Genomic DNA, 24704 nt, shown 5'->3' with positions numbered 1-24704 from the left:
CAAGGCCTCGCGGGACCACGCGTCACGCTCGCACGTCAGACCGTCTGCGCGCATGCTCCTGCAGCACTTGCGCGAAGCGTGCGCACCCATAGCCCCTCGACATGGTTCTCGACCATGCCCAAGACGGCGCCGCCAACCTTCTGCGCCTCGTCGTCGCCCTTGCAGACGGCAAGCATGGTGGAGCCCGATCCGCTGATGAGGAAGGCCGCCGCCCCTGCCGCCAGGGCCGTGCGGCGCAGCGGCTCGTAGTCGCGGATGAGCTTGGAGCGGTGCGGCTCGTGCAGCCTGTCCTGGCAGGCCGCCGAGAGCAGCTCCATGTCCGCGCCTCTCAGCGCCTCGACGCATGCGACGCAGTGTCCCAGCTGCCAGACGGCGAGCTCGGTGGGCACGCTTGTTGGCATGGCCTTGCGAGCGTCCGCGGTCCTCACCTCATAGGGAGGCGCAATCGCCACGAAACGCAGCTCGTCATGGACGTCGAAGCGCAGGGAGCGCGTCCTGCGCGTGTCCGTGAAGGAGCTGACCAGGCCCCCCAGAACGGCTGGGGCGACGTTGTCGGGGTGACCCTCGATGATCGTGGCAATGTCAAGGACCCGCGACTGGTCCAGGGGATGCCCATGCAACAGCTGCGCCGCAATGACGCCGGCGACCACGCAGGTGGAGCTCGAGCCCAGGCCACCCGAGAGGGGGATGGGGGAGTCAATGCTGACGTGCAGGCCCAGCGGACGCTGGTACATCTGACGGCAGGCTTCGAGGTAGCTGGTCCACACCAGGTTGTCTGCCCCGCGAAAGCGCTCGGGGCAGCCGTCTATGGCAAGCGCGTCTGCTCTCTCGAACCTAAAGCGGGCGAAGAGGTCGAGGGCAAGTCCCAGGCAGTCGTAGCCCACTCCCACGTTCGCCGAGGTAGCGGGGACGCTTACGAGAAGCCCGCCGACCCCGGCGCTCACTTGAACGCCCTTGCGCAGGCGCGTTCCACGAAGTGCGTCATCTCGCCCTTGGCGCACAGGGAGTCGTGCAGGATGGGCGCGTCGCGCAGGAACGAGAGCTGGGAGGGCGCACCAACGCCCGTGAGCTCCTGGAGCCGGTCCATGCAGGCGAAGCCATCCCCGCCCTGCGGGTCCTTGCCCAGCGCCTCGAGCACGTCGGCAGAGAACTTGTAGGGGTTTGCCGTCGAGAGGCACACGCGCTGGTGGCCGCCGCCCGCGATTCTCTCCTGCACGCAGCGTGCCACGGCGGTGTGAGGGTCGATGAGCACGTGCTCGTCCTCCCAGCTCCTGCGGATGGTCGAGCGCGTTTCCTCGTCGGAGGCAAACCCGGCGTCGAAGCTCTCGCGCAGGCGCTCGTGAAGGGCCTGCGGCAGCCGGTAGCAGCCCTTCTCCTCAAGGTCGGACATGAGCCGGGCCACCTGCTCGCAGTCACCGTCCGCCAGATAGTAGAGGAGGCGTTCCAGGTTGGACGACACGAGGATGTCCATCGAGGGCGAGATGGTCTTCACGAACTCTCGGCGACGATCATAGATGCCGGTCCCGATGAAGTCCGTGAGCACCTTGTTGCTGTTGGATGCCACTATGAGCCTGCCCACGGGCAGTCCCATGCGCTTGGCGAAATAGCCCGCGAGCACGTCGCCGAAGTTGCCGGTGGGCACGCAGAAGTCAACCTCGTCACCGGCTGCTATGGCACCCGCACGAAGGAGCTGGGCGTAGGCATCCAGGTAGTAGCTCACCTGGGGGGCGAGGCGCCCTATGTTGATGGAGTTTGCGCTCGAGAGCCGCACGTTCCTCTCGGCGAGGCGCCGTGCCAGCTGCGCGTCCGCAAAGATGCGCTTGACCTGTCCCTGCGCGTCGTCGAAGGTCCCCTCTATCCCGCAGACCGCAACGTTAGAGCCCGCCTGGGTCGCCATCTGGAGGTGCTGTATGTCAGAGACCTTGCCCTCGGGATAGAAGACGGTGACGCCGCAGCCGGCAACGCCCGCAAAGCCCGCGAGGGCCGCCTTTCCGGTGTCTCCCGAGGTAGCGGTCACTATCATCACGTCTTCCTCGTCCCCCGAGCGCGCCTTCAACATGAGGTGGGGGAGGATCTGCAGGGCGATGTCCTTGAAGGCGCAGGTGGGGCCATGGTGGAGCTCAAGGAGCCAGCCTTGTCCCAGGCGGCTGAGCGGCACCACGGCAGGCGTATCGAAGTTTCCCGCGTATGCCGCGCGTACGCACTCGTCGATCTCCTCTGTGCTGTAGTCGCCAAGGAGCCTTCCCAGAACCCAGCGCGCGCTGTCATGGAAGCTCCTGTCGGCAAGATCGCGAGGGTCGAGCCGGTCCTCCCCAAGTCGGTCTGACACATAGAGCCCGCCGTCCGGAGCCAGGCCCGCCCGTATTGCTTGCTTGCTTGTTACGAGGTCATCCTTGCCGCGCGTGCTGTGATAGAACGTTTTCACGGTGGGGCTCCTAGCCTGGGGGCGTGCGGTTCCGTTCGTCTCGTATGATAGCGTCACGGCTTCGGGCCGCCTTTTCCTGTCACACAGTAGAAAGATTGGACTGCCATGAAGATTGCCCTGCTTGGCCACGGTACCGTGGGCCAGGGAGTTGACAAGATCGTCAGCGAGCGCGTGCAGGGCGTGGAGGTGGCCCGCATTCTGGAGCTGCCTGGACGCCTGGGCGACGAGCGCATGACCTCAGATTTCGATGTAATCCTCCAGGACGAGTCCATCGAGCTCGTCGTGGAGTGCATGGGGGGCCTCGAGCCTGCCCACAGCCACATCATGGACGCCCTGGCCGCCGGCAAGGGCGTGGTGACCTCCAACAAGGCCGTCGTCGCCGCCTACTTCCAGGACTTCGTGAGCCAGGCGAAGACCTCCCACGCCAGCCTCTTCATCGAGGCGACCTGCGCCGGCGGCATCCCTTGGATCTCCAGCATAGAGAAGGTCCGGCGCATAGACGAGGTGCGGTCGCTCTCGGGCATCATGAACGGCACCACCAACTTCATCCTTGACGCCATGTCCCGGGAGGGACGTGACTTTGCGGACGTCCTGGCCCAGGCCCAGGAGCTGGGGTACGCCGAGAGGGACCCCTCCGCAGACGTTGACGGCACGGACGTCCAGAACAAGACCATCATTGCCGCGAGCGTCGCCTTCGACGTGGCCTGCCGCAAGGACATCCCCACCACGGGCATTCGGACCATCACCAAGGACGACATGGACTTCTTCGCACGTCGCGGCATGACGGTGAAGCTGCTGGGCCGTGCCTGCCAGCGAGACGGCCGCTATGCCGCCTGCGTGGGGCCTGTCGCGCTTTCGTCCCATACGCCAGAAGCCCAGGTACCCGGAAACTTCAACCTGGTCAGCCTGGATGCGACCACGGTGGGGACGCTCAAGTTCTACGGGCAGGGAGCGGGAATGCTGCCCACGGGCAACGCCATGGTGCAAGACATTCTCGACTACGCTGCGGGACGAAGGCCAAGCTATGACTTCGCCAGCCCGCTTGCCTTCGACGACTCGCTCATGCGCGCCGACTACGTCCTGCGCAGCGGTGGCGCCATGTCCCTGGGAGAGCCCTTGGGGCAGGATCGCTACCTGGTCCGCGACCTCACCGCCTCATCCGCCCGAGAGGTCTTCGAGCGGGCGCTCGCCAGCGACCCCACAAGCTTCATCGCTGCCCTCGATGCGGAGGTGGAGGCGTGATCAAGGTTGCCAAGTTCGGCGGCTCCAGCGTCGCCAGCGCCGAGCAGTTCCGCAAGGTGCGCTCCATAGTCGCATCGGATCCCGACAGAGCCTTCGTCGTGGTCTCTGCCGCCGGGAAGCGCTTCTCGGCGGACAATAAGCTCACCGATCTGCTCCTGCTCGTGAACGCGCACATCGAGTATCACGTTGACTGCAGCTCCCTGCTCAAGGACATCGAGGAGCGCTTTGTCCAGATTGCCCGCGAGCTGGGGCTGAAGTACCCCATCGCCCAGAAGTTCGAGGAGTTCTCCTCCGTGGTGCAAAGCCTCTCTCCCGAGTACGTAGTCTCGCGCGGGGAGTGGTTCACGGCGCAGCTCATGGCCGAGTACCTGGGCAAGCCCTTCCTGGACGCCGCCGACGTCATTGTCTTTCACCATGACGGCACCCTTGACCTCGAGCGCACCCAGATGCGCCTGCGCGAGGCGGTGCAGCGGCTGGGGAGCTTCGTCCTGCCGGGGTTCTACGGGGCCACGGTGGACGGTACCATCAGGCTCTTCCAGCGCGGCGGCGGCGACATCACCGGCGCCATCCTCGCCCGCTGCATCGATGCCAACCTCTACGAGAACTGGACGGACGTCTCGGGCTTCCTCTCGGCAGACCCGCGCGTGGTCAAGAGCCCGCGCACCATCCATCGCATCACCTTCGACGAGATGAGAGAGCTCTCCTACATGGGCGCCTCGGTGCTGCAGGAGGAGGCGATCTTCCCGGTGCGCGAGGTGGGCATCCCCATCCAGATCAAGAACACCAACCAGCCCGAGAAGCGTGGGACCATCATCCGCGAGAGTGCCGAGGAAGGTGCCAGCGAGCACCTGATAACGGGCATAGCAGGCAAGAAGGACTTCCTGGCCGTGCACGTCCAGAAGGCGCACATGTCCACGGAGGTGGGCTTCGTGCGCAGGGCGCTGTCCATCTTCGAGCGTTACTACGTGTCCGTGGAGCACATCCCCACGGGCGTAGACTCCTTCGGCGTGGTGGTCAGCAGCGCAGACGTGAAGGACAGCATCTACTCCATAGTGAACGACCTGCGCGGCGAGCTCAAGCCCGACAGCATCAACGTGGTTGACAAGCTCGCCCTCATCTCGGTGGTCGGCCGCAACATGAGCAGGCGCGCCGGAACCTCGGGGCGCGTCTTCGGGGCGCTGGGCGAGGAGGGCATCAACATCCGCATGATCACCCAGAGCTCCCAGGAGATATCCATCATCCTGGGAGTCAACAACGAGGACTTCGAGCGCGCCATCAATGTGATCTACGACCGCTTCGTCGAGAACGAGATGGCCATTCTTGGTGAGGGTGCAACCCCTGGCCAGGGAGGGGAGTGAGCATGTCAGAGAAGACCGTGGCCATTCTGGGGGCAACTGGCGTCGTGGGTACGCAGATGCTCGAGTGCCTTGAGGAGAGGGGCTTTCCCGTGGGAAGGCTCGTTCCCCTGGCGAGCGCACGCTCGTTGGGCAGGCGCGTCAGGTTCGGGGGGGAGGAGATTCCCGTCAGGGAGGCGGCCCCGGAGGCCTTCGAGGGCGTTGACATCGTGCTGGGGGCTGCGGGTGACGAGCAGGCGAGGGAGCTTCTCCCCGAGGCCGCCCTCCGCGGCGCCGTCTGCGTGGACAACTCCCACGCCTTTCGCATGGACGAGGACGTCCCCCTGGTCATCCCCGAGATCAATGCCGAGGACATAGCCAACCATCCCCGCAACATCATCTCCAATCCCAACTGCGCGACCATCATCGGGCTGGTCCCGCTCTGGCCGCTCCACAAACTTGCCCAGGTCAAGCGCATTGTCGCCTCCACCTATCAGGCGGCCTCTGGAGCTGGCATGCCGGGCCTCCGGGAGCTTGAGCGAGAGGCGCGCGCACTTGCCCTGGGAGAGGAGCTGGGAGAGTTCGGGCCCTTCGCCCATCAGCTTGCCTACAACCTCATCCCCCAGATTGGCGGGTTCGGAGAGGGAGGCTACACCTCCGAGGAGCTGAAGATGCTCCACGAGGGCCGCAAGATCATGCACCTGCCCCAGTTGCGGGTGAACTGCACCTGCGTGCGCGTCCCCGTCATGCGCTCCCACTCCGAATCCATCACCGTGGAGTTCGAGCGTCCCATCGGCGTGGAGGAGGCCCGTGCCGCCCTTGCGCAGGCGCCAGGGGTCAAGCTCGTGGACGACCCGGAGACGCTCGCGTATCCCATGCCGCTTGACAGCTCCGACCAGGACCTGATTCTCGTGGGACGCGTGCGGCGAGACCTCTCCGCCCCCGAGGGCGCGAGCTCCCTCAGCTTCTGGTGCTGCGGGGACCAGATTCGCAAGGGCGCCGCGACCAACGCCGTCCAGATAGCCGAGCACCTGCTCTAGGACCAAAGGCGCAGCTGCGGAAGGGGCGGGTCTCCGCGTGGCGCCCGGGGTCCCCGCCCCTTCCTCTGGGGCGCATGTCGCCCGGTTAGTCGAGCGTGCGGGAGAGAAAGTCTCGGGTGCGAGCGTCTTTGGGGCTCTCCATGACCTGGTCGGGAGAGCCCTCTTCGACGATCTGCCCGTCAAAGAGGAAGAGCACCCTGTCAGACACCTCGCGGGCGAAGCCCATCTCGTGGGTGACGATGCCTACGGCCATTCCGTCAGCCGCGAGCTCGCGGATGAGCGCATGCATGTCGGCGGTGAGGCGGGGGTCAAGCGCCGAAGTGGCCTCGTCGAAGTAGATGATTTGAGGCCTCATGCAAAGGGCCCGTGCGATGGCCACGCGCTGCTGCTGCCCGCCTGAGAGCTCGCAGGGCACCTTGTCTGCGTGCTCGCTCAGGCCAAGGCGCTCCATGAGCTCCCTGGCCTGTACCTCAACCTCCTCGCGCTGCCGGCCCTGCACCACCATAGGGGCATCCGTCAGGTTCTGCATGACCGTGTAGTGGGGGAAGAGATTGAAGTTCTGGAAGACGATGCCAAAGCGCATGCGGGCCAGCTGCATGGCGGCATCGTCGTAGAGCGCGTGCGCAGCCTCCTGCTTCGCCACGGACACGTTGCCGTAGGCAAGCTCTCCCGCATCGAAGCGGTCCAGAAGGGTGAGGCAGCGCAGAAGGGTTGACTTGCCCGCCCCGGAGGGGCCGATGATGGAGACGACCTCGCCCTTGTTGATGAGGAGGCTGACGTCCCTCAGCACCTCCTTCTCGCCGAAGGACTTCTTTGCGCCCCTCAGGTAGACGGCGGGGAGCCCCATGAAGGAGGCGAAGCTCTGGTCTGGTTGGGGTATGCCCCTGAGTTCGGTCCTAGTCATGGTAGTAGCCCATCCTCTTCTCGACTCGGCGCATGACCAGCTCGATGAGCAGGCAGGTAATCCAATAGATGACGGCTGCGAGGACGAAGGGAACCATGGTGCGCTGGGAGGCCACCAGGGCGCGCGCCGAAGTGAACATCTCGGCCAGGCCGATGGAGAAGGCGAGCGAGGTGTCCTTCACGAGGGTGACCACCTCATTTCCCATGGAGGGGAGGATGCGCTTGACCACCTGGGGCAGGATGATGCGCAGGAAGGTCTGCCCCTTGGAGTAGCCCAGGACCTCAGCGGCCTCGTACTGCCCCTGTGGCATGCTCTGGATGCCCGAGCGGTAGATCTCGGCGAAGTATGCTGCATAGTTGACGACGAAGGCGAGCATGACTGCCACGAACATGTAGCCCGGACCCGTCTGTACGCCGAACATGTAGTAGGGAACGAAGAAGACCGCAAACATCTGCAGCATGAGCGGGGTGCCCCGCATGATGGAGATGAAGAGCTGGCAGAGTAGCGAGAGAGGTCTGATGCGAGAGAGCCTGCCCAGGGCGATGGGAACGCCCAGGGGAATGGCTCCCACGAGCGTGATCGCAAAGATCTGCAGGGATGTTGCATATCCCTGCAGGAGCAGGCTGCTCATGGTAGAGAGATCCAACGGGTACCGCCTTGCGTCGAGGGTGGATGGGGGGTCTGTGCCTAGGCCTTGGGAAGCACCCAGAGGTCGTAGGATACACCCTGGTCAGCGTACTTCTCGCAGAGCTTCTTCACGCTGCCGTCTGCATCCAGCTCCTGGAGTGCCGCCTGGACCTTCTCCGCAAGCTCCCTTCCCTGGTCGCTCTTGGCAAAGCCGACCCCAAAGTGCTCGGAGTTGAGGGACTCCTCCAATATGGTGAACTTGTCGGTTCTGTCGCCAATGTTAAAGGCGGCAACGGGGTAGTCGACCGCAACGGCGTCCACCGACCCGCTCTCGAGCATCATGAAGGCGGTGTTGTACTCGGCGATAGTCTGAAGCTGCGCGAAGCTTGAGCCAAGTTTTGCCTGGTCGCCTCCCTCCGCCAGCAGGTCATAGGCTGCGGAGTCCGCCTGGGTGATGACGTTCTTGCCCGAGAGGTCACCAAGCGAGCTTATGTTCGAGCCCGCACGCACGACGACAACCTGGCGGTTCTCCATGTAGGCCTTGGTGAAGCTGTAATCCTCCTCGCGGCCCTCGATGGTGAAGCCGTTCCAGATGCAGGTGATTTGCCCGCTGTTGAGCAGGCCATCTTTGGCATCCCAGGAAATGGGGCTGGGGGTAAAGGTCCAACCCTTCTTCTCGCAGACCGCCTTGGCAAGGTCGAGGTCGAATCCCGTGAACTGACCGTCGTCCCCCACATATCCGTATGGAGGGAAGTCCTGGTCAAAGCCTACGATGAAGTTTCCGCTGAAGGATGCGGGGCTTGTCGTGCCTCCTGGGCCGTCGGGAGTGGCCTTGCCAGTGCAGCCGGCAAGGGCGGCCAGCGCGGGTGCCGAGAAGAGAAGTGCGGATGCCTTGAGAAGCTGCCTGCGGCTGAGGTTCTGGTCGAAGTTGCTCATTTCGTTTCCTCCTTGGGTACGTCACTCTATCGTACTAAAGTACTTTAGCGTACTAGAGTGTCCTTGAGGACGAGAAACCTGCTTTGGTGGCAAAGGAATTCATCTGTTAACTTTTCCGGGTCCCCACGAAGATGACCACGGTGCGCCATGGCGCGCCCGAGAAGCTCGCGTTGCAGGTAACGAGGACAATATCTCGCTCCGCCGTGGCAGCCAGCCCTTGCCAGCCTGTGGCCAGGGCGTCCGCTCTCCTGCATTGCCCCATGAGCCAGTCCCTCAGCTCATCCGGTCCCCTCATGCCGAGCTCCTGGATCTCGCGGTCGTCCTCGTGCAGCTTGAGGGCGCAGAGGGGCGCAAGCTCCTCCGTGCCCTGCGTCGTCGTCCATTTGAGGCACTTCCCCTGAAGTCGGTCGAACTCCTCCTGCCTCCAGCAGGGGGCAAGCCTGGTGAACATGGCATCGGTGCCTGCCAGGCGGTGGCCATACACTATCACCTGGGCAGACTGTGCTCCACAGCGGTCGTCCATGAAGGGGACACCCACGACGGAGGCCCTGCCCAAGGGGTCATGGCTCAAGTACCAGTCGGGTGCCTCCGGGCTTGCCTGGCAGACAGGCAGGCACAGGCCAAGCGCATCCAGCTCGACAAGGGCATGGACGCCCGTGCACCCCACCCCAAAATCGTCTCGATCTTGCGCGCTTTGCGTGGCCTTCCTCTCGCTCGCCTCCTCTGCCTCTTCAAGGCATTGCGCGGCAAGCCTCTCGAGCTCAGACACCGAGACCCGCTCTGACGCATAGAACAGGCCGCCCAAGAGGACGCACAGGCAGCCCAGGACCTGGGCTGCCCGCAGCGCGCCCGGCGCAAGCCGGGCGAGGCCTACCAGCGCCTCCTCCTAACCTTGCGCAGCCTGGGCCTGGCAATCGTGCTCGCACCAAGAACCATTGCCCCTATGCACGCCAGCATGACGCCAATTGCCGGAATGCCTGTCTGCGCGAGCCTGCGCCCCCCTTGCCGTGGCGCGGGCTCAGGCTTTGGGTCTTCGTGGGGAGGGTGGCTTACGGTCTGCGCCTCGTCATTTGGGTCCTCGTGGCGTGCAACGACTCGTCCCTCGCAGGAAAGCGTCTCGAAGGCGACGGCCGCACCGCTCTCGGGCAGGGAGCTTCCATCGAGCTCGAACTCAACCACAACCGCCCCGTCTCTCTTCTCGGGGGTGAAGGCCCTGCTTGCCCGCAGTGGCTCACCATCCTTGTTCCTTAGGGGCCTCCCGGTTGCGGGGTCCATCAGGCTTCCCTCCACGAGGTACTCCTTTCCCGGGGTGAGCCTGCTGAACGATACGGTGTCTTCGAGGCGGATGGGCCCCTCGCTGGGGATGACGTGTGAGCCATCTTGGGCGTCTTGGAGCTCGGTGCGAATGCGGGGGAAGGACACGGTCTGATCAAGGTCCATGAGGTCCTCGTGACCGACAAGGACGACACCGTCATGAAGGAGCGTCTCAAAGACCACGACGGAGCTGCCCTCGAGGGGTCTTCCGTCAATGTGGAAGCTCACCTCTTGGGTCCCGTCTGGGGCGCTGGGGGTGAACTGGGCCCTGGCGGTGAGCGTCCTGCCGCCGTCGTCCTTGAGCTCCTCTCCCGTCTCTGCGTCAACCAGGACACCCAGCAGCTCGTAGGTAACGTGCTCCTGGAGGTTCTCGAAGCTGACGGTGTCCACCATCACGGTCTCGCCCTCGGCGCACAGCTCCTTCGCTCCGCCCTCGTCAGCCGCCATGGTGTGGATGGCGGGGAAGCGCAGCGTCTGCCCCTGGTCCTTGGGGTCCTCGTGGCGGGCGAGCTCGCGCCCGTCCTTCAGGAGCCTCTCGTAGGCCACCACGCTGCGCCCTGCAAGACCTCTCGAGTCGAGCTCGAACTCCACGTCGCAGCTGGTCCGGGAAAGCTGCGGGGAGAGCTCCTGCGTGACCACCAGCTCCTTTCCGTCGCGCATCACGGGACCTGCGTCTTCGCCTCCTGGTCCCACGAGGCGCAGCCTGCCCTCAAGCCGGTAGCTGGAATGGGGCTGGAGGCCCTCGAGCTCAACGTGGTCGGTGAGCGTCACCGCTTGGGATACGGGTCCCACGTGCTCGTGACTTGGCCCGGTGAGCGTGGTGGCGATCCGAGGGGGCAGGGCGTCGGTCACGGTGCCTGCGTCTACGGTCTTGCCCTCCTGTTCGACGCTGCAGCCAAAGCGCACCAGCCTCAGGCCGTGGTTTGCCTTGCAAGGCAGCTCCACGACGCTGTAGCTGTCGAAGGGCAGGGCCCCTCTGGCGTCGTCTGCCTCAGAACCCCTGCCCGCGCCTCCTGAGAACCACACGCCAGCACCGCTGTCCCAACTCGCCTCATCGTTCACCTTGAGCTTGCCCTCGTCCACGTCCCAGTTTCCCTCCCCATCGCGCGTGAGGGCATGTGCGATGTCAACGAACGCGTCGTTTGCGTTGGTCCTCGCGCTGTGGGGATGCTGGCTTGCGGAGGTCGAGATGCGCCCGTTGGCGTCGGATACCACCACGTGGGCCTCTCCCGTGGTCTTTGAGCAGATGAGGAAGGGGGCGTTCGCAATCCTTCTCATGCTGCCCTCCTCGACTTTCACGAACTCAAGGTCAGAGCGCCGCACCTGGTCCCGCACCTCAAGAGGCAGGGATGCCTCAAACGTCGTCGGGCCGTCTCCTTCCGCCATGACCAGAACATGGACCTTCGTTTCCCCCGCTTCCTCCGGCAGGTATCCCTTGGGCGCCTTCGTCTCCTTTATGGACAAGGTGCCCACCGGAAGGACGGCCTGGCCGTCTACCAAGAAAAAATCGTCCCCGGACAGCTTGTGTTCCTCGTCCATCAGGACCTGCCCCCGCTCGTCGGCGCGAAGGACCCAACTCCTCGTGGGCGCGGAGCTCGTGTCTCCCTGCGTGTTGGCATAGTAGTTCACGACAAACTCCGCCCCGGTCAGGCTTGCGGCCCCTCTAGGCCGTGCTGACGAGTCCTCCGCGTCAAGCTTCTGGATGATCGCCCTCGGCCTCGCGCGCAGGGGCTCGTCAGTGACGCTTCCACCATTTACCTGGGAGGTGTCACCTGCCGCAACCTCAACCACATAGACCCTGTCATCGAGGGCGTAGCCCGGAGGAGCCACGGTCTCCTTCACGTAGTAGGTTCCCGCGCCCAGCTGTCCCGAGCTGCCGTGCCCGGCCGCGTCGGTCACGATCTCCCGTCCGCTCTCCTGGGTCAGGTTGCGGTCCTTCCAGATGCCGTAATGGGCGCCCTCGAGCGTGTAGCAGGGGTTTGAATCGGTGAGCTCAGGGAGGGCAGAGGCCTTCGTCAGCTCAATGGCGCCCATGACGTGGGGCCTCCATGTCCCCGCAACCCTCTGGCTGGGGCTCTTGAGCGGCCTGATCGGCATCATGAGCGGGTCTTCCGTCATGGGGAGTGAGTCGGATGCCATGATCACGTAGAATCCCCCGTCATCCGTGGGAGTGGCGTGGAAGTCTGCCTCCCCGGGGGCTGGCGCGACGTGGTCCCCGTCTATGCAGACGAACTCCAGCTGCTGCCCGTCCGGGAGGAGGACCACAAACCTCTGGTCCTCCGTGTACCCGACGATGCTCATGCGCCCGCTTAGGCTGCCGTCCTCCCCAAACCAGGCGCTGCCACCGTTCTCGAACTGGATGAGGCGCCCTTGCGCGCGTGCGCTGACGGCCCTCATGCCCACGACGAGGAGGGCCGTCACCATGAGCGCGGCCAGCATCTGGTCGAACAGGCCCCCTCTTGGTCTTGTGATGCTTCTGGCTGCGTTCATGTCCTTCCTCCCATTTTTCCGTCCATACCGTTGGGTAGGAGAGATTCTTGGCGCTCTGGCGGCGGGAGGGAAGGGAATCACATGCGTTATCAGGCATCTGGACTCAGGGTTTCGTAGATTTGGGACCACTTGCGGCTGGCTGGCGCCAGGGCCCGCCTGCGCTTGCGTCCCCCTGGCGGTAAAAGCAGGCTTGCGTACGCTTTGGGCGCAGGGTGAAGGAGAGAGACTTTTTGAAATTGATGCTTGCATACTGGGGGAAGTTTGGGCATGATAGTCAAGCGCGTTACGAGGTGGGCCAAATGGTGGGTGTAGCTCAGTTGGCAGAGCGACGGACCGTGGCTCCGTAGGTCGAGGGTTCGAGCCCCTCTACCCACCCCATTTCGTTGCCGATGGGTCGTTAGCTCAGTTGGTAGAGCAGGGGACTCTTAATCCCAAGGTCGAGGGTTCGACCCCCTCACGACCCACCATCGTCTTCTCTCGGCTGCATTGAGGCTGATGCAGCTTTTTTCATGAATCGGGTCGTTAGCTCAGTTGGTAGAGCAGGGGACTCTTAATCCCAAGGTCGAGGGTTCGACCCCCTCACGACCCACCAGCCACACAAGGGCCCGGAAGCCAAGCGCTTCCGGGCCCTCTTGTTTGCGCAAGGAGGAGGCGGGCGCCAAGCTGGCGCCCGCCTCGCAGCCTAGCCTCTGCCGCCCTTGTCCCCCGGCCGCCTTCCGCCATCCCTCCTGAGGGGGGGCTTGGGCTTGTTGCCAGGGCCATAGACTATGCGGGCGCTTCGTCCGTCTGAGCTCACGTCCCCCTTGGCCCGCTCGTTCTTGCGCCGCCCGTTGGGACGGGCCTTCTCGGAGCCCACCCCCGCGATCTTGGATTCGAGGCGCTGCCTTCTGCCCTGCGCCTTGGGCCGTCCGCTCTCGGACGGTGTCCCAGCAGGGGCGGAGGAGCCAGGTGCCTGCGGCTTCCTGGTGGGGCGCCCGCTGTCGCTGCGTGCGCTCCTCGCCGACGGGCCCTGTGCCGCGGCTCCCTCGTCCCTCGTTTTCGCGGCCGCGCGGCGTGCGGCCATCTTCTTGCGCAGCTTCTTGTTGGGAAGCGCCTCGAAGGGGTCACGGTGCGGGTCAAGGAACGAGAGGCCGCCCTCCTTGCCTGCAGAGAGTCCCCCTGCCCGGGGGAAGCTGGGAATCATCCTGCCCATGAGCTGCTCTATGTCACGGAGGTCGAGGTAGTCCTCCTCGGTGACGAAGCTCAGGGCCCAGCCCCTCTCGCCGGCTCGGCCGGTTCTCCCGATGCGGTGGATGTAGTCCTCGGCCTCTCCCGGCACGTCGAAGTTGACCACATAGGAGACCTCGGGAACGTCGATCCCGCGAGCGAGGACGTCGGTTGCCACCAGCACATCCACCTCGCCGTTCCTAAAGCCCTGGAGCGCTCGCTCTCGTTGGTTCTGGTTTCGGTTTCCGTGGATGGGCGCGCAGCCGAAGCCCTCCCGGCGCAGCCTTCGGCAGATGCCGTCCGCACGGTGCTTCCCCCGGCAGAAGACTATGACCCTCTGGGGGCCTTCCTGGTGAAGAAGGGCCGCAAGCAGCCTGTTCTTGTCCTTGGGGTCTGTTGCCAGCACGTACTGGTCGATGGTGGCCGCCGTGCTGCCCTTGGGCGCGATGTCCACGCGGGCGGGGTTTCTCACCAGGGACCTGGTGTGCTCGAGCACGTCCTCGCCCAGGGTTGCGGAAAAGAGAAGGGTCTGGCGCTGCCGAGGCGCTTGCGCCACGATCTTTCGCACGGCGGGGAGGAAGCCCATGTCAAGCATGCGGTCTGCCTCGTCTAGAACGAGGAGCTCCACATCGGAAAGCCTCGCGTCCCCCTGCTCGACGAGGTCGATGAGGCGGCCAGGCGTTGCGATGAGCAAGTCGCAGCCGCTCTTGAGGGCACGGCGCTGGGGCTCATAGCTCACGCCGCCCACGAGAACCGCAACGCGCTGTCCGCTGTGGGCGCAGACGCACTGCGCCACGGCCTCGATCTGCTGGGCAAGCTCCCGGGTGGGGGTTACCACCAGCATGAGGGGCCCCTGACCCCTGCGCGCACGGCCCAGCCTGCTGAGCGCGGGCAGAAGGAAGGCGGCCGTCTTGCCCGTTCCCGTCTGCGCCGCCGCCATGACGTCGCGCCCCTCAAGCACCAGGGGGATGGCTTGCTCCTGGACGGGCGTCGGGCTCTGGTAGCCCATCTCTGCGACGGCTGCCATGACCACCTGGGAGAGCCCCAGGCCCTCGAAGCCGCCGCCTTCCGTTTCGTTCCAGTTCGTGTCTGAGCTCAATGCGTGTCCGTTCTCATGGTGATGGGGCGGCACGGGACCGCTCGCCAACTGCGTTCTGCTGTGGGATGGCTTTGTGACGTTGTTCCCAAGCGGCTTTCCGGAGGTGCCGAACACCTGCTGCGGGGCCTGCGTCAACATCTTTCGTGCATCTATAATAGGGTGTCGGGCAGCATGCGTTTTCGCAGCTCGCATCATCTGCCAAATATGCGCAACTGCCGTTTGGAAGAGGTTTTCCCAAGAGAGGGGCTGGCTTCCGGCGTCTCAGGCCCATCGGCCTGGGGACGGGGCCGTCCGTGGTTGTCATCTTCGCCTGAAGACGAAAGGAGCAACAGATGCCAGCAGAGGACAGGGGGCTCATCTTCACCGCCCCGCTTTTCCACGAGAAGATCTGGGGTGGCCGTAGGCTTGCCGATGACTTTGGCTACCAGATTCCTGACGGCCCCATCGGGGAGTGCTGGGCAATCTCCGCGCATCCTGCCGGGGATTGCGTCGTCTTGGAGGGGCCGCTTGCTGGCAGGAGGCTCTCGGAGCTCTGGGTTGAGCATCACGAGCTCTTCGGCAGGGCCAAGGGGGACCGCTTCCCGCTGCTCGTCAAGATCCTTGACGCCGAGGAGGACCTTTCCATACAGGTGCATCCCGGCGACGCATATGCCGCGGAGCACGAGGGGGGCTCCCTTGGCAAGTGCGAGTGCTGGTATGTCCTGCATGCCGACCCTGGTGCGAGCATAGTGGTGGGGCAGCGCGCCAGGAATCGCGACGAGTGCGCCGAGCTCATCTCCCGGGGCGCCTGGGACAGGCTCCTCAACGTGGTGGACGTGCATGCGGGGGACTTCTTCCAGATTGACCCCGGAACGGTGCATGCCATCAGGGGCGGCACCATGGTGCTGGAGACCCAGCAGTCCAGCGACGTCACCTATCGCGTATATGACTACGACCGCGTCCAGGACGACGGCAGCAAGCGCGAGCTGCACCTCCAACAGAGCCTGGACGTCATTGACTACGAAGCGGAGCCCCTCTCGTCCGGCGAGGTCACGGCTTCGGAGGTGGACGGTCGTACGCGTCTGGTGAGCTGTCCCTACTACACCGTCGATCGCCTGCGCGTGGACGGGCATATGACCCTCGAGTCCCCCCAGACATTCTGGTGCGTGAGCGTGGTGTCTGGCTCGGGCCGTGTGGGGGAGAGGCCCCTCTCGCGCGGCGAGCACTTTGTGGTGCCCGCAGGCCACGAGGAGCTGGACCTGGGCGGCAACATGGAGCTCATTGTCTCCGGGGTGCCTGCCGCGTAGCCCGAAGCTGGTCCTCAGCCTGCGGTTTTCGTGCTACCATGTGCTAGCTTGCTCCCTTAGCTCAGCTGGATAGAGCATCGGTCTTCTAAACCGCAGGTCAGGCGTTCGAATCGCCTAGGGAGCACCATTGAGCGCAGGGGGCCGTCGGCATGAGCTGGCGGCCCTTCTTCGTCGGGTGGCGCCTGCACGTGCGTTTCGGCATCGGATTCGCGAGACTTGTATAGGCTTATTCGACTTTTCGATTATCGGAGCGCCTTTTCTACGGCATAATGAAGTCGTATGGCCATGCAAGGAAGGAGCTTACGTTGATCTACACCGTGACGCTGAACCCCGCCATCGATTACGTCATGCATCCGCTGACTCTCGACATGGGCTTCACCAACAGGTCATCGAGCGAGGAACTCTACTGCGGCGGAAACGGCATCAACGTCTCCACCCTGCTCAACGAGCTCAAGGTGGTCAATGTCGCGTTCGGCATCGTTGCGGGCTTCACGGGGGACTATCTCGTCAAGACGCTCCAGAAGACGGGCATCTCCTCCAACTTCGTCCGTCTCGAGCATGGCTTCACCCGCATCAACGTCAAGCTCAACGGCATCGTGATGACCATGGTCAACGGCATGGGCCCCAAGATCTCCGAGAAGAAGGTCGATGAACTCCTGGAGCGCATCGACTACATCGGCGAGGGAGACACCCTCGTGCTGACCGGATCCATCCCCAAGTCGCTTCCCGAGGACATGTACGACGTCATCATGAAGCGCCTCGAGGGGCGCGGCATCCGCTTCGTGGTGGATGCGCCCGGCAGCCTCCTGCTCAAGGCCCTGAACGCCCGCCCCTTCCTCATCAAGCCCAACAACCACGAGGTTGGCCGCATATTCGACGCACGTCCCGAGACGCCCGAGGAGTGCATCCCCTTCGCCAAGGAGCTGCACGAGCGCGGCGCCCAGAACGTCATCGTCTCCTGTGGGGGCCACGGCTCGCTGCTGTATGACGAGAACGGCGAGATACACATCGTCCCGACGGCCAAGATTCGCCTGGTGAACGCCACCGGCGCGGGTGATTCCATGGTGGCCGGCTTCGTCGCCAAGGTCCAGGGCGGCGCGGACTACGAGACGGCCCTGCGCTTCGCCTCCGCCTGCGGAACCGCGACCGCCGCCAGCAAGGCCATCGCCAAGCGCGCCACTATCGACCGCGTCTATGACCAGCTGAACAAGATCATCGCCGCACAGAACCAGTAGGGCAGCCATGGACGGGGCTGGCGTCGCCGGCCCCGTTTTCTCGTACCTGCATTTTTGCCTGGGCGCTCAGCCCGTTGATTGGAGGTTTCCATGTTCAAGGGTGTTAACGCATCTGACGGTTTTGGCATCGGCGTGGCTCAGGTGGCCATCGCTCCCGACCTCTCCTTCACCCCGTCCGTCCCCGAGGACGCGGAGCAGGAGAAGGCCCGCTACGCGGCCGCCCTCGAGAAGTTCGTTGCTCAGACCAACGCCCAGATCGAGCGCATGAAGAGGACGGTGGGCGAGGAGGCCGCCCTCATCATGGGCGCCCACATCGAGTTCGCCGAGGACGAGGGCATCAAGGAGATGGTCGGCTCCTCCATCGACTCCGGCATGTGTGCCGAGCAGGCCGTCAGCGAGGCCTACGACACCTACTACACGATGTTCTCCCAGATGGAGGACGAGCTCTTCCGCGAGCGCGCGGCAGACGTTGCCGACGTCAAGACGGGGCTGCTTGCCGACCTCCTGGGCAAGGAGGTGGTTGACCTCTCCACGCTTCCCGAGCACTCCATAGTGGTGGTGAAGGAGCTCACCCCCTCGATGACGGCGGACATCGACAAGGACAACGTCACCGGCATCGTGACCGAGACGGGCGGGCGCACCTCCCACTCCGCCATCATCGCCCGCGCGCTCGAGATCCCCGCGGTCCTCTCCGTGTCCGATGCGACCTCCCTCATCAAGACCGGTGACATGCTCGTAGTCGATGGCACCAACGGCAAGGTCATCGCCTCCCCGAGCGATCACGAGCTTGAGCACTACCGCGCGAAGGCCAAGGCATACGCCGAGGAGAAGGTTGCGCTCGAGGCCTACCGCGGTAAGGAGACCGTGACGGGCGATGGCGAAAAGGTCCTGCTGGTCGCCAATATCGGCAACCCCGAGGACGCCAACGTTGCCGCCGAGCATGACTGCGAGGGCATCGGCCTCTTCCGCTCCGAGTTCCTCTTCATGGATGCGAAGGAGCTTCCCAGCGAGGACGAGCAGTTTGCGGCCTACCAGAAGGTGGCTCTGCGCATGAAGGGGCAGCCCGTCATCATCCGCACCCTGGATGTGGGCGGAGACAAGGAGATTCCCTACCTCAACTTGCAGAGGGAGGAGAACCCCTTCATGGGGTTCCGCGCCATCCGCTACTGCCTGAACAACTCCGATCAGTACAAGGTCCAGCTCACGGCCCTTCTGCGTGCCTCCGCCTTCGGGGACATCAAGATTATGCTGCCGCTGGTCACCTCCATCGAGGAGGTCCGTCAGGCCAAGGCGCTGATCGAGGAGTGCAAGGCCTCCCTCGACGCCCGTGGGGTTGCCTACAACAAGGATATCGAGGTGGGCACCATGATCGAGACGCCCGCCGCCTCGCTCATCGCCGACGACCTCGCTGCAGAGTGCGACTTCTTCTCGATCGGCACCAACGACCTCATCGGCTACACCATGTGCGCAGATCGTGGCAATGACCGCGTGGGCTATCTCTACGAGGTCTACCAGCCTGCGGTCCTGCGCTCCCTGAGGCGCATTATCGCCGAGGGAAACAGGCAAAACATCATGGTGGGCATGTGTGGCGAGGCCGCCGCCGACCCGCTGCTCATCCCCGTGCTCCTCTCCTTCGGCCTGGGCGAGTTCTCCGTGAGCGCGCCATCCATCCTGCGCACGCGGCGCATCCTGAGCGAGTGGACCAAGGCCGAGGCTGACGCCCTGACCGAGAAGGTCCTGGGCCTCAAGACCGCCGCAGAGGTGAAGGCCGCCCTGCAGGCTGCCGCACGCTAGGGCACACCTCTCCTCAGTCTCGCGCGCCATGCCAGAGAGGGGCTCCCGCTTGTCCGGGTGCCCCTCTCGCATATGAATGGTCCTTTTCGTGTTGAGATGGATGTGGCTCGACTCGAGGGGATGCCCCTTGCCTTGGCGGTGTGACCGCTACCAGGGGCAGGCCTGCGGAACCATCACGTCAAGTGCGTGGGGGACAACCTCGATCTGGAAGCGCCTGCCCTCGAGCATCTCCCCATCGATCTGGCAGGGAGCCTCTGCCTCGGGGAACTCGACCTCAATGCGCCGGGCGCGTGCGGTGCGGATGATGCGCGAGTGCACGTGCTTGCCGGCCCGCGCCAGGCCAAGGAGGCCCAGGAGGTGGGGCACGTTGGGAACCTTCACGTTGTAGCAGATATCAAGCAGGCCGTCGGTGGGGTTTGCCCTGGGACAGACCGCAAACCCCCCGCCATAGGTGGGCCCGTTCTGGACTGCCAGGATGATGGAGCGCTGCTCGCTAGGCTCGCCCGCGTCAATGGTCAGGCGAGAGGGATAGCCTTTTGAGCCCGCGGACATGATCTTCACGCTGGAGGTGGCGAAGAGGAGGGAGCCCTCCTGGCCTGTGTCGTTCGCCCGCCTCCGGGTGGTGTCGTGCGCGATGGCGGCGTCCAGGCCAAAGGAGAGGGTCTCCACGAAGTAGGACGCCTCGCCACGGTCATTTGCCACGTAGCCCAGGTCTATGCTGCGCTTGCTCCCCATGAGGATCTCTGCCAGGGAGCGCTCTGGGTCATTGTAGCTGGCGGAGATGGTGCGCGCGAAGTCGTTGCCCGAGCCCATGGGAATGACGGCGAGCCTGGGGCGGGCGTCTGCGCCAAGGCCCATGAGGCCCTCGACGCTCTCGTGGATCACCCCGTCTCCGCCCAGGACGATGAGGGTATCCATCCCCGCGGCCTCCCGTGCGAGCTCCGTCGCATGCCCTGGGGCCTCGGTGAGCCTCATGTCGAAGGAGGTGGACACGGAGGCGTAAGACTCGAAGAAGCGTCTCACGCGCTCGGCGGCCTGCGCGCCCTTGCCGCTGTGAGATGCAGGGTTGGCCACCACGAGAGTACGACCGAGCTGGTGGTTTGCCATGGAGCACCTTTCGCGCGAGTGGGGACGTCACATTCATTCTAGCCCTCCACGCACGATGCTGCCCCAGATGCTGAAAATGGCTGTATATGAAAAAAGGCCACGGTTCCCATGGACCGTGGCCTGCGCATTCATGGAGCGGCGGACGGGACTCGAACCCGCAACAATCAGCTTGGAAGGCTGACGCTCTACCAATTGAACTACCGCCGCAGATGGTCGGGGTGACTGGATTCGAACCAGCGACCCTCTGCTCCCAAAGCAGATGCGCTACCAAGCTGCGCCACACCCCGGAGCCGCTCTGAAAGTATAGGGGAGTGGTGTCTTGGGGGCAACGTCTCTTTGGAAAACGCAGGCTCACCACAAGACGCGTCCCATCATTGTCCGATGGTTTCTCTCGCGTGACCATCTGGTTACGCACGTGGGGGGAAATTCGAGCGCCTGCCGACGTTGCCTATTCTCTAACCGTAAGTGCCAAGACGTCATTTCCACCCCATGTGGAAGGAGACAGCATGTCATATTCCGAGAAGGTCATAGCTGAGCTCAAGGAGCGCTATGCCGCCCAGCCAGAGTTCATCCAGGCAGCCGAGGAGGTCCTCACCACCCTGCAGCCAGCTCTGGATGCGCATCCCGAGTACGAGGCCGCAGGCCTTCTCGAGCGCCTCGTCGAGCCCGAGCGCGTCATCATCTTCCGCGTTCCCTGGGTTGACGACTCCGGCAAGGTCCAGGTCAACCGTGGCTACCGCGTTCAGTTCAGCAGTGCCATAGGCCCCTACAAGGGCGGCCTGCGCCTGCATCCCTCCGTCAACCTGGGCATCCTCAAGTTTCTGGGCTTCGAGCAGATCTTCAAGAACTCCCTCACCACCCTTCCCATGGGCGGCGGCAAGGGGGGCTGCGACTTCGACCCCAAGGGCAAGTCGGACGCCGAGGTCATGCGCTTCTGCCAGTCCTTCATGACCGAGCTGGTGAAGCACATCGGCCCTGACACGGACGTTCCCGCCGGGGACATCGGCACCGGCGCGCGCGAGATAGGCTACCTCTTCGGCCAGTACAAGCGCCTTACCAACAGCTGGTCCTCCGTGCTCACGGGCAAGGGCATCTCGTATGGAGGCTCTTTGGCGCGCACCGAGGCGACAGGCTATGGTGCGGTCTATTTCCTGCTCAACATGCTCAGGGAGCGGGGCGAGGGCATCGAGGGCAAGCGCGTGGCCGTCTCTGGCTCCGGAAACGTTGCCATCTACGCGGCCCAGAAGGCGCAGCAGCTAGGGGCCACCGTGGTCACGGTGTCGGACTCCGGCGGTTACGTGTACGATCCCGAGGGCATTGACGTCGAGCTGCTCAAGGACATCAAGGAGGTTCGTCGCGCGCGGCTGACCGAGTACGCCTCCGTGCGAGCTGGCGCAACATACCATGCCGGCGAGCGCCCCTGGGGCGAGAGGGTGGACATCGCCATGCCCTGCGCCACCCAGAACGAGCTTGACCTAGACGATGCCCGGAAGCTGGTCGAGAACGGCTGCGGATACGTGGTGGAGGGTGCCAACATGCCAACCACCCTGGAGGCGACCGCCTTCCTCAAGAGGAGCGGCGTGTTCTTCGCGCCCGGCAAGGCTGCCAACGCTGGGGGCGTTGCCACCTCGGGGCTCGAGATGTCCCAGAACCACGAGCGTCTCTCCTGGACCTTCGAGGAGGTGGACGAGAGGCTCCGCGGCATCATGGACTCCATCTACCAGGCCGCTGCCAGCGCCGCAAAGGAGTACGGCCACGAGGGGGACCTCGTCTTCGGGGCGAACATCGCCGGCTTCCTCAAGGTGGCCGAGGCTATGATGGCCCAGGGCATCTGCTAGCCTCTCTCGCTCCCTGGGGCTCTCGATGACCGTTGCCGGAGCGTTTCTCAGGAGGCACCGCTAGCCGCCGGTTTGCACGGTAGTCTTCTCTCGCCAGACCGAAACCCTCAGGAAAAAACTCCTGAGGGTTTCGCTTGCAAAAGCCCAGTTGAATTGTGGAGAGGCCACAGGAAATAATTTCCTGTGGCCTCTCGCTTCTTGACTCTCCATGTGACCAGATTCGACTTGATTGGAACTGACCCCGCCGGAAGTGGCTTGGTTGGGCGCTGGTCTTCGCGGGCCTCATAGCCCTCAACGAGTTCGCCCGCCGCTCCAAGCTGGGTGGCATCATCATGTTCGTGGTCCTGCCCGTCTGCATGACTGCGTACTGCGTCGCCATCGGCGTGGGTGCGGCCCAGGGGCAGGAGTGGGCGCTCAACAATCCCACCCACATCTACTAGAACAGCTGGTTCCACTACGCTAAGGTCTATGCCGCCCTCGCGGGCTGCATCGGCTTCATGGTCATCAAGTACCGCTGGGGCAGGCTGGGCAAGGCGCCCCTGCTCCTCGCCTTCCCGTTCGTGATCGTGGCCATCAACATCCTGATCGCCGTCTGCTCCGACTTCGAGAGCGCCTACCACTTCTTCGCCCTGGGCGAGACCACCTGGGTCACCTCCGAGGGCGCCACGCAGCTGGCCGGCTGGAACAACGTGTTCAACGGCATCGCCGGACTCATCAACATCTTCTGCATGACCTCCTGGTGGAGCGTCTATCCCTCCAAGGACGGCAACGACATGCTCTGGCCCGACATGACCTGGGTCTACATCCTGGCCTACGACATCTGGAACTTCTGCTACACCTACAACTGCCTGTCCCACCACGCCTGGTACTGCGGCCTGGCGCTGCTCCTTGCGCCCACCGTTGCCAACGCGTTCTGGAACAAGGGCGGTTGGATCCAGAACTGCGCCAACACCCTGGCCATCTGGTGCATGTTCGCGCAGGTGTTCCCCGCCTTCCAGGAGGAGAGCGTCTTCGTGACCCACTCCACGCTCGACCCCACCGCGGCCACCGTCGTCTCCGTCCTGGCCCTGGTCGCCAACGTCTTTGCCATCGCCTACATTGCGTACCGAGCAAAGAAGCTGGGCGTCAACCCCTACAGGCATGACGTCTTCGAGGGCACGTGCGACTGGGAGCAGGCTACCCTGCGCCGCGCCGCCGAGTAGGGCGCTCTGCCGCAGCCGCTCTTACCTCGCCCTACCACGAAAAGCTCGTTTGGGGTGGCGTTTTCATCGCCGCAACAGAGATGGGGGTGTTTTCTCGCCGAAATGACGCCGAAAAACGCCCCCATCTCGCTTTTTGCGTCAGCGTGGCGAGCCTGTCTCCTGGAGAACCCGTGCCTCGCCGGGACGGCATGCTACCTGCCCTGATCCAGCTCCTCGAAGCGCTCGGCCAGCATCGGGCTGTTCTTGGTGAGGCGCTTGATGGTGAGCTTGCTGGCCTTCTCGTCTGCCAGGCGCAGGTTGTTCTGGGACCCCAGCAGGTTCTCCTTCACCTTCTGCAGCTGCGAGATCGCCTTGTCGATCTCGTCTATGGCGGAGTTGAACTTCTTGTTTGCCAGCTCCACGTTGCGACCAAACTTGTCCTGGAAGTCCCCCAGCGCCGCCTCGAAGTTGGTGATGTCGATCTGCTCGCTCTTCATCTGGGCGATCTGGGCGCGAAGTGCCTGGGACTTCTGGGCCGCGTTGCGCAGAAGGGAGATGATCACCAGGAAGAGCTGGGGCCTCACCACGTACATCTTCTCGAAGCGCCAGGACACGTCCACGATGCCCTGGTTGTAGAGCTCGCTTTCCGGCTCGAGGGTGGACACCAGCACGGCGTACTCGCAGCCCTTCTTCTGGCGGTCGCGGTCGAGCTTGGCCATGTGGCTCTCGTTGGTCTTCTTGTTGGTGGAGGAGAGCTCCTCGTTCTTCATCTCGAACATGATGGAGAGGAGCTCCCTGCCCTCGTCGTCGAACTCGCGGTAGACGAAGTCGCCCTTGGTCCCCTCCACGGCCTCGTTGTCCTTCTCGAAGGAGATGTTCTTGAAGGAGGCGGGGTCCTTGGAGCGCCAGGCGTCGAACTCCTGGGCGCAGTGCTGCTCAAGGCTCTCGCCCAATAGCTTGGTGTTGAGGCGCATGCGATAGTCCTTCAGGCGCTCTATCTCGCCCTCCTTGAGACGGACTATCTCCTCGTGCTGGCGCCGGGCGCGTGTCAGCTCCTCGCTGTGGCGGGCGAGGAGGGCGTCCTTTTCGGTCTTGTCCTGGCGAATCTGACCCTCCAGTTCCACGCAGCGCTCCTTGAGCTGGCCGGTTGCCTGCGCCACCGCCAGCTGGCGGGACTGCTCCGCCGCCGTGGCCTGGGCCACGAGCTCCGCCTTCAGGCGGCCGACCTCCGCCGAGAGACGCGACTGCTCGGCCTGAAGTTGGCTGCGGGTCTCCTGCTGGGCAATCTTGGATGCGGCGTCCGCCTGCGCAATCTGGGTCTTGAGCTGGGAAATTTCCTGCGCACGACCTGCGAGCTCCTGCTGCAGGCGCGCCTCCGCGCGGGCGCGCTCCTCGGCGATGGCGGCGGCCTTCTCGCTTTCCATGAGCTTGCCGCGCTCGTGTATCTCGCGCTCGAACTCGCTGGTGCGAACTTGGCTCACGATGTCCTGGTAGTCCGAGCTCTCCAGCTCGAACGTCTCGTGGCAGTGGGGGCAGACGATGGTTGCCATGTGCTCTCTCCTTGCTTGCGCTCACCTGACGCATACAGCCTAGCGCAGGCTTCGGACAACAACCGCGCCGTGTGTTCCCACCGGCGCGGGTGGTGG

Annotated in this window: 17 protein-coding genes, 6 tRNA genes and 1 pseudogene; 12 read left to right on the top strand and 12 right to left on the bottom strand. The window is 64.2% G+C overall.

Annotated elements, in window-relative coordinates:
* Window positions 1-35: 35 nt before the first annotated feature.
* Both thrB and thrC read right to left on the bottom strand, forming a co-directional pair.
* On the bottom strand, window positions 36-944 hold the full coding sequence (thrB, locus tag CZ375_RS04555) for a homoserine kinase (RefSeq protein ID WP_077598101.1): 909 nt from the start codon (window positions 942-944) through the stop codon (window positions 36-38).
* Window positions 941-2425, bottom strand: a complete 1485-nt coding sequence (gene thrC, locus CZ375_RS04550) for a threonine synthase (protein WP_077598100.1) — start codon at window positions 2423-2425, stop codon at window positions 941-943. Before thrC ends, thrB begins: the two co-directional genes overlap by 4 nt.
* Window positions 2426-2530: 105 nt before the next feature.
* On the opposite strand from thrC, the gene CZ375_RS04545 reads away from it, so the two are divergent.
* The 3 genes from CZ375_RS04545 to CZ375_RS04535 are packed head-to-tail and all read left to right on the top strand — an operon-like array spanning window position 2531 to window position 6041.
* Entirely contained in the window at window positions 2531-3667 is a 1137-nt protein-coding gene (locus CZ375_RS04545; RefSeq protein ID WP_077598099.1) for a homoserine dehydrogenase, read from the top strand.
* The gene (locus tag CZ375_RS04540) at window positions 3664-5025 is read left to right on the top strand and encodes an aspartate kinase (RefSeq protein WP_077598098.1); all 1362 of its coding nucleotides are present in this window, start codon (window positions 3664-3666) and stop codon (window positions 5023-5025) included. The genes CZ375_RS04545 and CZ375_RS04540 overlap by 4 nt, the downstream gene beginning before the upstream one ends.
* A gap of 2 nt (window positions 5026-5027) precedes the next feature.
* Entirely contained in the window at window positions 5028-6041 is a 1014-nt protein-coding gene (locus tag CZ375_RS04535; protein WP_077598097.1) for an aspartate-semialdehyde dehydrogenase, read from the top strand.
* Between the two features lie 85 nt (window positions 6042-6126).
* Here CZ375_RS04535 and CZ375_RS04530 read toward each other — a convergent pair whose 3' ends face one another.
* The 5 genes from CZ375_RS04530 to CZ375_RS04510 form a co-directional block, all read right to left on the bottom strand.
* Window positions 6127-6945, bottom strand: coding sequence for an amino acid ABC transporter ATP-binding protein (locus tag CZ375_RS04530; RefSeq protein WP_234966863.1), 819 nt, complete (start codon window positions 6943-6945; stop codon window positions 6127-6129).
* Window positions 6938-7591, bottom strand: coding sequence for an amino acid ABC transporter permease (locus CZ375_RS04525; protein ID WP_077598096.1), 654 nt, complete (start codon window positions 7589-7591; stop codon window positions 6938-6940). The genes CZ375_RS04530 and CZ375_RS04525 overlap by 8 nt, the downstream gene beginning before the upstream one ends.
* Before the next feature lie 41 nt (window positions 7592-7632).
* Window positions 7633-8508 (bottom strand): substrate-binding domain-containing protein, encoded by an 876-nt coding sequence (locus CZ375_RS04520; protein ID WP_077598095.1) that lies wholly within the window; start codon window positions 8506-8508, stop codon window positions 7633-7635.
* 106 nt (window positions 8509-8614) lie between these two features.
* Window positions 8615-9277, bottom strand: coding sequence for a sortase family protein (locus tag CZ375_RS04515; protein WP_083717853.1), 663 nt, complete (start codon window positions 9275-9277; stop codon window positions 8615-8617).
* A 101-nt stretch (window positions 9278-9378) separates the two neighbouring features.
* Window positions 9379-12312, bottom strand: a complete 2934-nt coding sequence (locus tag CZ375_RS04510) for a VaFE repeat-containing surface-anchored protein (protein ID WP_077598093.1) — start codon at window positions 12310-12312, stop codon at window positions 9379-9381.
* 302 nt (window positions 12313-12614) lie between these two features.
* Between CZ375_RS04510 and CZ375_RS04505 the strand changes: the two genes are divergently transcribed.
* The 3 genes from CZ375_RS04505 to CZ375_RS04495 all read left to right on the top strand — a co-directional run bounded on the left by CZ375_RS04505 (window position 12615) and on the right by CZ375_RS04495 (window position 12904).
* Window positions 12615-12690 (top strand) — tRNA-His (locus CZ375_RS04505).
* A gap of 13 nt (window positions 12691-12703) precedes the next feature.
* Window positions 12704-12779, top strand: a tRNA-Lys gene (locus CZ375_RS04500).
* Between the two features lie 49 nt (window positions 12780-12828).
* A tRNA-Lys gene (locus tag CZ375_RS04495) sits at window positions 12829-12904 on the top strand.
* A gap of 90 nt (window positions 12905-12994) precedes the next feature.
* On the opposite strand, the gene CZ375_RS04490 is transcribed toward CZ375_RS04495, so the two are convergent.
* The gene (locus CZ375_RS04490; RefSeq protein ID WP_234966862.1) at window positions 12995-14617 is read right to left on the bottom strand and encodes a DEAD/DEAH box helicase; all 1623 of its coding nucleotides are present in this window, start codon (window positions 14615-14617) and stop codon (window positions 12995-12997) included.
* 332 nt (window positions 14618-14949) lie between these two features.
* On the opposite strand from CZ375_RS04490, the gene manA reads away from it, so the two are divergent.
* From manA to ptsP, 4 genes are all read left to right on the top strand, one after another.
* On the top strand, window positions 14950-15903 hold the full coding sequence (gene manA / locus CZ375_RS04485) for a mannose-6-phosphate isomerase, class I (RefSeq protein WP_077598092.1): 954 nt from the start codon (window positions 14950-14952) through the stop codon (window positions 15901-15903).
* 50 nt (window positions 15904-15953) lie between these two features.
* Window positions 15954-16030 (top strand) — tRNA-Arg (locus tag CZ375_RS04480).
* 178 nt (window positions 16031-16208) lie between these two features.
* A complete protein-coding gene (gene pfkB / locus CZ375_RS04475; protein ID WP_077598091.1) occupies window positions 16209-17138 on the top strand; it encodes a 1-phosphofructokinase in 930 nt (309 codons plus the stop codon).
* 90 nt (window positions 17139-17228) lie between these two features.
* Window positions 17229-18932, top strand: a complete 1704-nt coding sequence (ptsP, locus tag CZ375_RS04470; protein ID WP_077598090.1) for a phosphoenolpyruvate--protein phosphotransferase — start codon at window positions 17229-17231, stop codon at window positions 18930-18932.
* A 147-nt stretch (window positions 18933-19079) separates the two neighbouring features.
* Here the strand turns inward: ptsP and CZ375_RS04465 are convergent, their stop codons facing one another.
* From CZ375_RS04465 to CZ375_RS04455, 3 genes are all read right to left on the bottom strand, one after another.
* Window positions 19080-20039, bottom strand: coding sequence for a diacylglycerol/lipid kinase family protein (locus CZ375_RS04465; RefSeq protein ID WP_077598089.1), 960 nt, complete (start codon window positions 20037-20039; stop codon window positions 19080-19082).
* Between the two features lie 131 nt (window positions 20040-20170).
* Window positions 20171-20246: transfer RNA gene (locus CZ375_RS04460), tRNA-Gly, on the bottom strand.
* A gap of 3 nt (window positions 20247-20249) precedes the next feature.
* Window positions 20250-20326, bottom strand: a tRNA-Pro gene (locus CZ375_RS04455).
* Window positions 20327-20545: 219 nt separating this feature from the next.
* On the opposite strand from CZ375_RS04455, the gene gdhA reads away from it, so the two are divergent.
* Window positions 20546-21877, top strand: a complete 1332-nt coding sequence (gdhA, locus tag CZ375_RS04450; protein ID WP_077598088.1) for an NADP-specific glutamate dehydrogenase — start codon at window positions 20546-20548, stop codon at window positions 21875-21877.
* A gap of 260 nt (window positions 21878-22137) precedes the next feature.
* A pseudogene (locus CZ375_RS04445) lies at window positions 22138-23079 on the top strand (DUF5692 family protein); the annotation flags it as partial.
* Between the two features lie 191 nt (window positions 23080-23270).
* Here the strand turns inward: CZ375_RS04445 and CZ375_RS04440 are convergent.
* Window positions 23271-24608, bottom strand: a complete 1338-nt coding sequence (locus CZ375_RS04440; RefSeq protein ID WP_077598087.1) for a DUF2130 domain-containing protein — start codon at window positions 24606-24608, stop codon at window positions 23271-23273.
* Between the last annotated feature and the right edge of the window lie 96 nt (window positions 24609-24704).

The sequence above is a fragment of the Olsenella urininfantis genome (assembly GCF_900155635.1).
Taxonomy (GTDB): Bacteria; Actinomycetota; Coriobacteriia; order Coriobacteriales; family Atopobiaceae; genus Olsenella_G; species Olsenella_G urininfantis.
This window is presented reverse-complemented; position numbering and strand designations above follow the sequence as displayed.

Bases quoted from the DNA above. Each gene is read 5' to 3' on its own strand.
- gdhA (WP_077598088.1), top strand. From the start codon at position 20,546: ATGTCATATTCCGAGAAGGTCATAGCTGAGCTCAAGGAGCGCTATGCC.
- CZ375_RS04530 (WP_234966863.1), bottom strand. From the start codon at position 6,945: ATGACTAGGACCGAACTCAGGGGCATACCCCAACCAGACCAGAGCTTC.
- CZ375_RS04465 (WP_077598089.1), bottom strand. From the start codon at position 20,039: ATGGCAAACCACCAGCTCGGTCGTACTCTCGTGGTGGCCAACCCTGCA.
- CZ375_RS04520 (WP_077598095.1), bottom strand. From the start codon at position 8,508: ATGAGCAACTTCGACCAGAACCTCAGCCGCAGGCAGCTTCTCAAGGCA.
- ptsP (WP_077598090.1), top strand. From the start codon at position 17,229: ATGTTCAAGGGTGTTAACGCATCTGACGGTTTTGGCATCGGCGTGGCT.
- manA (WP_077598092.1), top strand. From the start codon at position 14,950: ATGCCAGCAGAGGACAGGGGGCTCATCTTCACCGCCCCGCTTTTCCAC.
- CZ375_RS04510 (WP_077598093.1), bottom strand. From the start codon at position 12,312: ATGAACGCAGCCAGAAGCATCACAAGACCAAGAGGGGGCCTGTTCGAC.
- CZ375_RS04535 (WP_077598097.1), top strand. From the start codon at position 5,028: ATGTCAGAGAAGACCGTGGCCATTCTGGGGGCAACTGGCGTCGTGGGT.
- CZ375_RS04545 (WP_077598099.1), top strand. From the start codon at position 2,531: ATGAAGATTGCCCTGCTTGGCCACGGTACCGTGGGCCAGGGAGTTGAC.
- CZ375_RS04440 (WP_077598087.1), bottom strand. From the start codon at position 24,608: ATGGCAACCATCGTCTGCCCCCACTGCCACGAGACGTTCGAGCTGGAG.